The sequence below is a fragment of the Aquiflexum sp. genome, from assembly GCF_977115555.1.
Window position 1 is genome coordinate 1 of the sequence record NZ_CDSBKL010000148.1, and the last position, 9496, is coordinate 9496.

Genomic DNA, 9496 nt, shown 5'->3' on the forward strand with positions numbered 1-9496 from the left:
CACCAATCCAAAAGAACCATCTGAAAATTTGAGAAAAGCCTTAGATGATTACAAGACTTTTTTATCTAATTCAAAGTAGGTAATGATTGAACTTTTAGACAAAAAGCACAACAGAGATGATTTTGACTGTGGGAAAGACCTTTTGAACAACTATTTAAAAAATCAGGCGGGACAAGATATTAAAAGAAAACTTTCAGCGTGTTTTGTGTTGGCTGAAAGTACATCCGGCAAAATCCAAGGCTATTACACCCTTTCCAATAACAGCATTCCATTAAGTAGTTTTCCTGAACATCTTCAGAAAAAGCTTCCTAGATCCTATATTTCCATTCCCACTACTTTACTTGGTAGATTGGCTATTGACACAAAATATCAAGGCAAAGGAATCGGAAAGATTTTGCTGATAGACGCTTTGAAGAGGAGTTATGAAATTTCACAAGAAATTGGTTCATTCGCTGTAGTAGTTGACCCGATTGACGAAGAAGCAGAGAAGTTTTATGAGAAATATGATTTTATAAAATTACCCGACAGCGGAAAAATGTTTATTTCGATGAAGACTTTGACCCAGCTTTTTACCTAATAAGGTAAGCTGCTTTTTCCTTCTTGTAAAACTTTTACTCACAACCTCTCCACCATCAATCCCCCATCAACAGTAACGACTTGCCCGGTGGCGTAGGGAATATTACCTCGACTAGGTGCAGTTTGCAACTACACCTTTCTATCAAATACGATACGAAATTACCTTTCTTTTCTTTTTTGATTTGAACCGCTTTTAAATCCCAATCATTTTTTTCGCTTGGATTCATTCGGCCAAAATTTTGAAAAATCATTCTGCTCCTATTTGAAAATACAAACCACCCGCCTCAGTTTTCAATTCTTATATCGATGGCTAGAAATCAATCTTTAACTTTTTTACATTTATAAAAAGTATCCAACCAGCAAACCATGAAGCAAAACCCTTCATTCCTTCTTTTGATTTTCGGAATCCTCTTGATCTTCGGCTGCAAAACCGAACCGGAAGTAGCAGAAACCAAGCGGCCCAATATCATCTTCATCATGTCGGATGACCATGCCTACCAAGCGATTTCTGCTTATGATACCAGGCTGATCCAGACTCCAAATATCGACAGGATTGCAAAAATGGGCATGCTCTTTACCAATGCCTGCGTGACCAACTCCATCTGCGCACCCTCACGTGCGACCATCCTGACGGGAAAGCATTCCCACCTGAACGGTAAAATCGACAACCACTTCCCTTTCGATACAACCAACATTACTTTTCCCCAACTTCTCCAAAACTCCGGTTACCAGACTGCGATGTTTGGCAAACTCCATTTTGGAAACAGCCCCAAAGGCTTTGACCAATTTAAAATCCTTCCGGGTCAGGGTTCTTATTACAACCCGGATTTTATCACCAAAAACGAAGGCAACATCAAAGTTGATGGCTATGTAACGGATATCGTGACAGACATGACCCTTGATTGGCTGCAAAACGAGCGTAAAGCCGATCAGCCATTTTTGCTGATGTACCTCCATAAAGCTCCTCACCGTGAATGGCTAATGGCTGAGCGCCACATGTCCGAATTTACCAAAAAGACATTTCCCGAGCCTACAACGCTTTTTGACGATTATTCAGGACGTGGTTCTGCTGCCAAAGAAGCAGAAATGAACCTGCTAAAGCACATGAACTGGTCGGGTGATTCCAAATTGTATCCTGAGGTAATGGACGAAATGGGGATTCCTGATTTGTCAGGTTGGGACAAGGGAGCTTTTGAAAGGGAAGTGGGAAGACTCAGTCCTGAGCAAAAGGCAAACTGGGACAAAGCTTACATGCAAGTCAACGAAGACTTCAAAAAGGCATTTCCTACCATGACTGAAAAAGAAAAGATGCAATGGAGGTACCAGCGCTACATGCAGGATTACCTGGGAACCATAGCCGCGGTCGACGAAAATGTGGGACGGGTTCTCGATTACTTGGAAGCAAATGACCTTATGGAAAACACCATCATCGTCTATACCTCCGATCAGGGATTTTACCTTGGCGAACATGGTTGGTTTGATAAGCGCTTTATCTATAATGAATCGTTCAAGACACCGCTTCTAGTGAGTTGGCCCGGAAAAATCAAAGCCGGAAGCAAGTCTGACGAAATGGTACAAAACCTCGATTTTGCACAGACCTTTTTGGAAGCAGCGGGAATCCCGGCACCAAGCGAAATGCAAGGCGAAAGCCTCATTCCCCTCTTGACCGGAAATGATGAAAAATGGACCCGGGATGCCGTGTATTACCATTATTATGAATATCCGGCTGTGCATATGGTCAAGCGGCATTATGCCATCGTGACCAAAGAGTATAAGCTGGTCCACTACTATTTTGATGTGGATGAATGGGAACTCATCGACCGGCTCAATGACCCCAATGAGATGAAAAACGTCTATGACGACCCTGCCTACGCCGAGATCAGGAAGGACCTCCACGTCCAATTGGAAGATTTGAGAAAAAAATACGGGGACAGCTCTGAACTTAGCCAAAGCTACATCGACCGCTACTTGGAGGATCTTTCTAAACGCCGTGCATTCGGTGCCAATGAAAAAACTGTCAAAGCCATTTTGGAAAAGAATGGCTACAAAGTGGATTTTGAATGATTTTCCATGGATGAATGAAGTAAAACTTCTCTAATCTTCACTACTGTAAACTCAATATTATTCAGTATTAAAACCTATCATCATGAAATCAATCTTCACAGGAATTCTGTTATTATTTTTCATGATGGTATTTCAACCTATATTCTGCCAAACCACAAAGCTTTGGACAGAAAAAGACAGGAAGTATTTGGTTGAAAACCTTGAGCGAACAAAGCATCTGATTGTAAGGGAAACGAAAGACCTGACAGATGTGCAATGGTCATACCGAGAAGATTCCACAAAATGGTCCATTGCACAGGTATTGGAACATCTTGGTCTATATGAAAGGATTTTTGCGCAGGAGGCCGACATCATGCTTAGTATTCCTGCAGATCCCCTGCTTGACAGCCTGTCAAAACCCGACGCCACCTATCTCGAATGGATGGGCGACCCAAGTCCCCATAAAGCTGAATGGAATGCCGAACCATTGGGATTTATGAAAGGCAAAGACAATCTAGAATTTTTTCTGTTCGGAAGGGATCACATCATCGCTTTCATCCAAAACACAACTTATGACCTCAAATCCCACTTTACCTTTCGATGGGGCGATGAAAAGAGGCGAAGCATCCATTCCCTGATGGTGGTTCATTTTGGCCATACTGACAGGCATCTGAGACAAATTCACCAAATCAAAGCCTCAGGAGGGTATCCTCTTTGAGAAGATATCTCCATGATAATTGAATGGTATAAATCAAAAAACCGCACCCATTTTACTTGGATGCGGTTTTTTGCTTTTTCACAATTTTACTTTCCTTACATATTCATTCCCTTCAGCTCCAATTGCGGATGGAAAGGTTGATCGTAATACCTCCTTCCGGTGGCCTTGTACAGGGAATTGGCCAAGGCAGCAAATACCGGCGGAAAGAGCGGTTCGCCGAGTCCGGTAGGATCGATGTCGTTTTTTACGAAATGAACCTCTATGGATTTTGGAGCTTCCATTTGTCGGATCATCCTGTATTTGTCAAAGTTGGTCTTTTCAGGCACGCCGTCCCTGAAAGGCAACTCGCCAAAGAATGCATTCCCGATACCATCCACGATGGCACCTTCACCCATATTGGCTGCTGCATCCGGATTGACCACGATGCCGCAATCCACGGCCGCGATGACATTTTTGACTATAGGTTTGTTATTTTGGATCTCAATGTCCAATACTTCTGCAACATAGGAATTGTGGCAGAAATACGCCGAAACGCCACGGTGGACATTGGGTTCGGGAGAATCCCATTTTGATTTTTCACGGACGAGTTCCAAGACACCTGCATAGCGGGCAGCGTCATAATCGTTCTTTTCTCCCACAGGATTGGTTTTGGCCCGATCCAGAAGTTCCAATCTGAAGGCTATCGGGTCTTTGCCCATTTCCTCTGCCAATTCATCCAGAAAAGATTGCTCAGCACTTGCGATGAAATTAGACCTCGGTGCCCTAAAGGCTCCAATAGTTATGTTTGAGGCTATTTCCCAACCTTCTGCCAAATAATTGTCAATTGCTCCTGCCGGAAAGCGGTTAGGTGCAATAGGTGTCTCAGGAATCCCTCCTGCCTTCACCTGGAAAGCAGTCATGTTGTTGTTTTCATCCAAAGCCGCACGGTAAGTAGCTGTATATGTTGGCCTATACACACCCGAGGTCATGTCGTCCTCACGGGTATAAATCATTTTAATTGGAGCATTTACTTTTTGGGAAATCAGAGCTGCCTCCACCATTTGATGGCTATAGGCCCGTCGCCCAAATCCACCACCCATTCGTGCAAGCTTGATCTGGATTTTTTCTTTGGGCAATCCAAGCCTGTTGGAAAGTGTTCCCATGATTAATTCAGGAGCCTGTGTAGGACCATAGATGATGGCTTGGTCAGCGGTCACATGCGCAAAACAGTTCAAAGGCTCCATCGTATTGTGCGCAAGGAAAGGAGCGGAATAGGTTCGCTCAATGATTTTTGCAGCTTTTTTGAATGCCGCTTCAGGGTCTCCATCCCTTCTCAGGATATTACCTGGTTTTTTGGCATATTCAGCCATCCTGATTTTGTGGTCTGCAGAGTTTTCCAAACCGGCAGGTACAGTCACTTTGGATTTATTTCCTCCAAAACCGGCTGCCGTAAAACTTGATTCCGGTGCTTTTTCCCAATCTACTTTCAAAGCCTTTTTGGCATTCAAGACTTCCCAGGTCGAATTGCCGACAATGGCGACCATTTCATCAAAAGTGGCTGTATCAAAGAAATTTCTTTCGTAATCATCGTTGAATACTTTGATGGAAAACACCTCTTTCACCCCAGGCATGGATTTTACTGAACTTTCATCAAAGGACTTCAGCTTCATTCCAAATCCCGGAGGATGCACGATGGCAGCGTAAAGCATTCCATCTACCTTATGGTCAATGGCAAAAAGCGGTTTCCCGGTTACGATTTTACGGCCTTCTACATTCTTTTTGCTGTTTCCGATGATTTTAAAATCCTTGATCTCTTTCAATTTGACTTCCTCAGGCACAGGAAGTGTGGATGCCAAAGAAGCCATTTCTCCATAACCTGCTTTTTTGTTGCTTGCTTTATGGAAGATTGTCCCTGCCTCGGTGGTGATTTCATCAGCAGGGACATTCCAAGTCTGTGCGGCCGCATTGACAAGCATCTGACGGGCAGTGGCACCCGCTGTACGCAGTGGTGTCCATCCCTGACGGATGCCCTGACTACCCCCGGTAAACTGTCTATCAAATCGCAAAGGAAAAAAATCGGCCTGCTCAACCATTACCTTTTTCCAGTCTATATCCAACTCCTCCGCCAAAATCATAGGCATGGAGGTAATGACATTGGAACCAAATTCCGGGTTGGGCGAGAAAAGTGTCACCGTTCCGTTTTCCCCGATCTTGATGTAACTGTTCAGTTCAAACCACTCTTTTGGCATCGCCAAAAGTTCTTCCTCAGTAGTCGGTTTGCATCCTGCCAACCAGCTAAAGCTGAGCACCATTCCTCCACCCGCCAGTGCTGACACTTTCAGGAAAGATCTTCTATTGATAGGCTTGTTTGCTAATTTCATGGTGGTAGTATTTAGAGTGATTTGGATGCGGTTTTAACAGCTTCTTTGATTCTGAGGTAAGTTCCGCAACGGCAGATGTTACCGTTCATTCCTGTTTCGATTTCTGCATCACTTGGCTTGGGATTGTTTTTCAACAAAGCCACCGCTGTCATAATCTGACCGGCTTGGCAATAGCCGCATTGGGGCACATCATGTTCAAGCCAGGCTTGCTGTACAGGATGGTCACCTTTTTCTGAAAGCCCTTCGATGGTGATGATTTCCTGGTTTTCTACACTAGAAACGGGCAATTGGCAGGAACGGACTGCTATCCCACCTAAGTGGATGGTGCAGGCCCCACATTGGGCGATGCCGCATCCATATTTTGTGCCTGTAAGGTTGAGGTGATCTCTCAGCACCCAAAGGACGGGGGTGTTGGGATCCACATCCACTGTCTGCTTATTACCGTTGACGTTTAGGTTTATAGTTGCCATAGAATTGATATTTAAGTCTAAAGATAAGAATTTATTAGGGTTGAGAACTTACGGAAATCAAACATATTGTTCTTGGAATCAATCAATTGGTTTGAATTCCACTGACGATTAATTTCAATTTTGATTTTTATGCCATTGAATATTGGAGGATATTTTATCAAAATCATTTTATCAAGTATTCATTTGATTGATAAATGGCTGTGAATAAAACCGCTTTCCTGTGGCTTTATAAAGTGCATTTGCCAAAGCGGCAAAAACCGGAGGATATCCAGGTTCGCCCAAACCCGTAGGATCGACTTGACTTTGCACAAAATTGGTTTCAATGGCTTTGGGAGCTTCTACCATCCGGATCATCCTGTACCGGTCGTAATTGCTCTTATCGGGAACTCCCTGATTGAATTTCAACTCTCCAAACATCGCAGTTCCTATCCCATCCACCACAGAGCCTTCGCAGAGGTTCTTTGCCGCATCGGGATTGATCAATAGTCCACAATCCAATGCGCTATATACTTTTTCTACCAATACCTGTCCATTTTCGATTTTCAGATCAAGCACTTGTGCAGCGTAGCTGTTGTGGCAGAAATAAGCAGAAACCCCTCTTGATAACCCCGGAATAGCTGTTCCCCAGTTTGATTTGCTTTTGACCAATTCCAACACTCCGGCATAGCGGTCAGCATCATATTCATTGTCTTTTCCAACCGGGTTTTCTTTTGCTTTTTTCAGAAGCTCCAAACGGAATTCAATCGGATCCTTGCCTGCCATTTCTGCGACTTCATCCAAAAAGGATTGCTCTGCCGCTGCAATAAAATTGGATCTTGGCGCACGGAAAGAACCCACCGTAATGTTGGAAGGTACCGTCCATTCTTCCACCCAATAATTTTCGACCGCTCCTGCCGGGAAGCGGTTTGGATACAAGGGACTTTCGACCATTCCCCCTGCATTGATATGAAATCCGACCAGGTTATTGTCTTTGTCCAAAGCTGCACGATAAGTCGCCTGATAGGAAGGGCGGTATATACCTCCTGTCATGTCATCTTCCCGTGAATAAATCAACTTCACCGGAGCATTCACTTTCTGTGAAATCACTGCAGCTTCGATCAGCCAATGCGCATATGACCGACGGCCATATCCACCACCCAACCTCGTCATTTCGATTTGGATATTTTCAACTGGTATCCCCAATCTGGAGGAAAGTGCCTTTTCGGTAAGTTCAGGTTTTTGAAGCGGTCCTGCACAATCGACTTTGTCTCCCAGCACATGGGCAAAGAAATTCATAGGTTCCATGCAGTTATGGGCGAGAAAAGGACCATTATATGTTCGCTCTATAACCTTTGCCGCAGACTGGAAGGCAGCTTCAGGATTTCCGTCTTTTCGGACAGTCTTGGCTTTTTTGGTTGCCTCAGCCATTTTCTGAAGATGGCCTTCTGTACTTTCCAAACCTCCGGGTATGGTTCGGGATTCTTTTCGCCCGTTCCAATCCCTTTTTTCTTCATAAGTAGGAAAAGGCTCCCACTCCACTCTCAGTGCTTTTTTGGCATTCATTACTTCCCAAGTCGAATTTCCGACAATAGCCACCACATCAGTGAAGCTTGCGGTGTCAAAAAAGGTACGCTCGTAATCGTCTTGATGGGATTTGACCTGAAAAATATCCTGTATTCCGGGCATGTTGCGGACCTTAGAATCCTCAAAGGATTTCAGCCTCATCCCATGAGCCGGTGGATGCACAATCATCGCGATGAGGGTACCGGGTTTGGTATAATCGATCCCAAACATGGGTTTTCCGGTCACAATGTTTTTGGCCTCCACATTTTTATGGGATTTGCCAATGATTTTGAAATCCGAAATTTCCTTGAGCTTCACTTCTTCAGGAACAGGAAGGGTACCTGCCAAAGATGCCATTTCGCCAAAATGGGCTCTTTTTCCGCTGTCTTTGTGGATCAGGAAACCCGGTTCGGTACTGATTTCATTGGCCGGAACATTCCAGGTTTGGGCAGCAGCATGGATCAAAAGTTGGCGTGCAGTGGCACCTGCAGTCCGCAAGGCAGTCCAACCCATCCTGATGGCCTGACTTCCCCCTATAAACTGACGGGTAAAATTATCGGTATCCAAAGGCGCCTGTTCGACCAGCACTTTGGTCCAATCTGCATCCAACTCCTCCGCCACAATCATCGGCATGGATGTTTTTACATTTTGACCACCCTCGGGATTTGGCGACATGAGCGTAACCAAACCATTTTCACCGATTTTAATATAGCCGTTTAGCCTAACCCACTCTTTAGGCAAGCCCAATACTTCGGCTGATTTGGGTTTACATCCTGCAAGCCAGTTAAAACTCAAAATCATTCCTCCCCCTGCCAAGGCAGAGACTTTGAGAAATGAACGTCTGTTGAGTCTTGTATTTATTTTAGTCATTTAAAGATTCGTTAAACAGATCGGTAAGGATAACCTTTGTCAATTATTGCAATATTCTCAATTTACCCCTTCCTTTTTTCTGTAACCAGCCCTTTTTGATTATCGGTAAGATTAACCTTAGTACTCTCAAGCGATTAAGGTTTTTTAGCTTGACAGGAACAGCCAAGAGACATCAGAAAGAAAATACTCAGGAATAATAGCCTCACCATTTGGTTCAATTTTCAAAATTATTGCCCCGGAGTCATCAATTTGGTAAATGAAAGCGAACCCAATTTCCATGCCCCATCCTTTTTGATATAGACTTCAGTCACCATAAATGGATTGGTGACTTCGTTTCCACCCACCACAGCCAAGAGTGTAATTCGGTTGAGTAAGATGGCGGTGTTGTCAATGATTTCCACTGAGACTTCATGGATGTCTGCCTTTTTATAGTGTATGCCTCCACTCCGGATGATATTGACTTCTCTTTCTTTTCCCCAAGCACCTCCCATGTGGACGAAAACAGATTTATCATCGAACAACTCCGCAAGTTTATCCGCCTCTTTGTCCGACATCCATTGCCATTTTTCTTTAGAAAGGTCAATGATTTCCTGCTCTGCGGCTGTGTTTTGAGCGACTGAAATCTGCATTCCGATTACTAGCATAAGAAAACTAAGGAAGGTCTTTTTCATTTTGTTTTGATTTATTGGTTTTTAGATTTAATGGATTCAAAGTGAGAGTCTTCACTCACTTGATTTTTGGTTAAAGAATAAAAAGGTTAGTGGAGTAACCTGAGCAATTTAACTAACCACAGCTTTGGTGAAGGTTAGTGAAGACACTAACCTAGGCAAGGAGGTTTTAAAAACCAGCTAGGTTTCACTTATCACTTCTGAAGTTCGTGGGTGTCCCGCACACTGCTGAAAGTCAAAGCCAGCATT

General features: G+C 43.9%; 7 protein-coding genes. 3 read left to right on the plus strand and 4 right to left on the minus strand.

The features are described from left to right. The first annotated feature begins 82 nt into the window (after positions 1–82). The 3 genes from ACZFYI_RS10415 to ACZFYI_RS10425 all read left to right on the plus strand — a co-directional run bounded on the left by ACZFYI_RS10415 (position 83) and on the right by ACZFYI_RS10425 (position 3337). Positions 83–577, plus strand: a complete 495-nt coding sequence (locus ACZFYI_RS10415; RefSeq protein ID WP_462524068.1) for a GNAT family N-acetyltransferase — start codon at positions 83–85, stop codon at positions 575–577. Between the two features lie 365 nt (positions 578–942). Continuing rightward, positions 943–2640 carry a sulfatase family protein gene (locus ACZFYI_RS10420; RefSeq protein WP_462524069.1) on the plus strand — a complete coding sequence of 566 codons (1698 nt, stop codon included), beginning with the start codon at positions 943–945 and terminating at the stop codon, positions 2638–2640. 82 nt (positions 2641–2722) lie between these two features. Continuing rightward, a complete protein-coding gene (locus tag ACZFYI_RS10425) occupies positions 2723–3337 on the plus strand; it encodes a DinB family protein (protein ID WP_462524070.1) in 615 nt (204 codons plus the stop codon). A gap of 95 nt (positions 3338–3432) precedes the next feature. On the opposite strand, the gene ACZFYI_RS10430 is transcribed toward ACZFYI_RS10425, so the two are convergent. From ACZFYI_RS10430 to ACZFYI_RS10445, 4 genes are all read right to left on the minus strand, one after another. Continuing rightward, on the minus strand, positions 3433–5697 hold the full coding sequence (locus tag ACZFYI_RS10430; RefSeq protein ID WP_462524071.1) for a xanthine dehydrogenase family protein molybdopterin-binding subunit: 2265 nt from the start codon (positions 5695–5697) through the stop codon (positions 3433–3435). A gap of 11 nt (positions 5698–5708) precedes the next feature. Beyond that, positions 5709–6167 (minus strand): (2Fe-2S)-binding protein, encoded by a 459-nt coding sequence (locus ACZFYI_RS10435; RefSeq protein WP_462524072.1) that lies wholly within the window; start codon positions 6165–6167, stop codon positions 5709–5711. A 171-nt stretch (positions 6168–6338) separates the two neighbouring features. Further along, positions 6339–8579 (minus strand): xanthine dehydrogenase family protein molybdopterin-binding subunit, encoded by a 2241-nt coding sequence (locus ACZFYI_RS10440; RefSeq protein WP_462524073.1) that lies wholly within the window; start codon positions 8577–8579, stop codon positions 6339–6341. 227 nt (positions 8580–8806) lie between these two features. After that, on the minus strand, positions 8807–9250 hold the full coding sequence (locus ACZFYI_RS10445; protein WP_462524074.1) for a nuclear transport factor 2 family protein: 444 nt from the start codon (positions 9248–9250) through the stop codon (positions 8807–8809). Between the last annotated feature and the right edge of the window lie 246 nt (positions 9251–9496).

Bases quoted from the DNA above. Each gene is read 5' to 3' on its own strand.
- ACZFYI_RS10425 (WP_462524070.1), top strand. From the start codon at position 2,723: ATGAAATCAATCTTCACAGGAATTCTGTTATTATTTTTCATGATGGTA.
- ACZFYI_RS10430 (WP_462524071.1), bottom strand. From the start codon at position 5,697: ATGAAATTAGCAAACAAGCCTATCAATAGAAGATCTTTCCTGAAAGTG.
- ACZFYI_RS10420 (WP_462524069.1), top strand. From the start codon at position 943: ATGAAGCAAAACCCTTCATTCCTTCTTTTGATTTTCGGAATCCTCTTG.
- ACZFYI_RS10415 (WP_462524068.1), top strand. From the start codon at position 83: ATGATTGAACTTTTAGACAAAAAGCACAACAGAGATGATTTTGACTGT.
- ACZFYI_RS10435 (WP_462524072.1), bottom strand. From the start codon at position 6,167: ATGGCAACTATAAACCTAAACGTCAACGGTAATAAGCAGACAGTGGAT.
- ACZFYI_RS10445 (WP_462524074.1), bottom strand. From the start codon at position 9,250: ATGAAAAAGACCTTCCTTAGTTTTCTTATGCTAGTAATCGGAATGCAG.
- ACZFYI_RS10440 (WP_462524073.1), bottom strand. From the start codon at position 8,579: ATGACTAAAATAAATACAAGACTCAACAGACGTTCATTTCTCAAAGTC.